Annotated in this window: 1 pseudogene; it reads left to right on the forward strand. The window is 38.6% G+C overall.

Annotated elements, in window-relative coordinates:
• A pseudogene (locus JEM49_RS08660) lies at positions 1 to 202 on the forward strand (RNA-guided endonuclease InsQ/TnpB family protein); the annotation flags it as partial.

Consider the following 202-nt stretch of genomic DNA (forward strand, 5'->3'; position numbering starts at 1 on the left):
GACTGGTCATATCAGACCAACTGTCAATATCCTAAGCAAAAAGAAGCTTTTCTTGATAACGGGACAGCTAGATTTATTGATGCTGAACATATTAAACTGCCTAAACTGGGTATCGTCTGCATTGCTGGTTTTAGAAGGCTAATCAAAGAGCGTCTGGTTAATCATATCCCAACTAGAATTGGCACAGTCACGATTAAAAAGA

Origin of the sequence: Lactobacillus sp. A27 (genome assembly GCF_016742815.1) — a bacterium.
In the GTDB taxonomy this organism is placed as follows: domain Bacteria; phylum Bacillota; class Bacilli; order Lactobacillales; family Lactobacillaceae; genus Lactobacillus; species Lactobacillus gallinarum.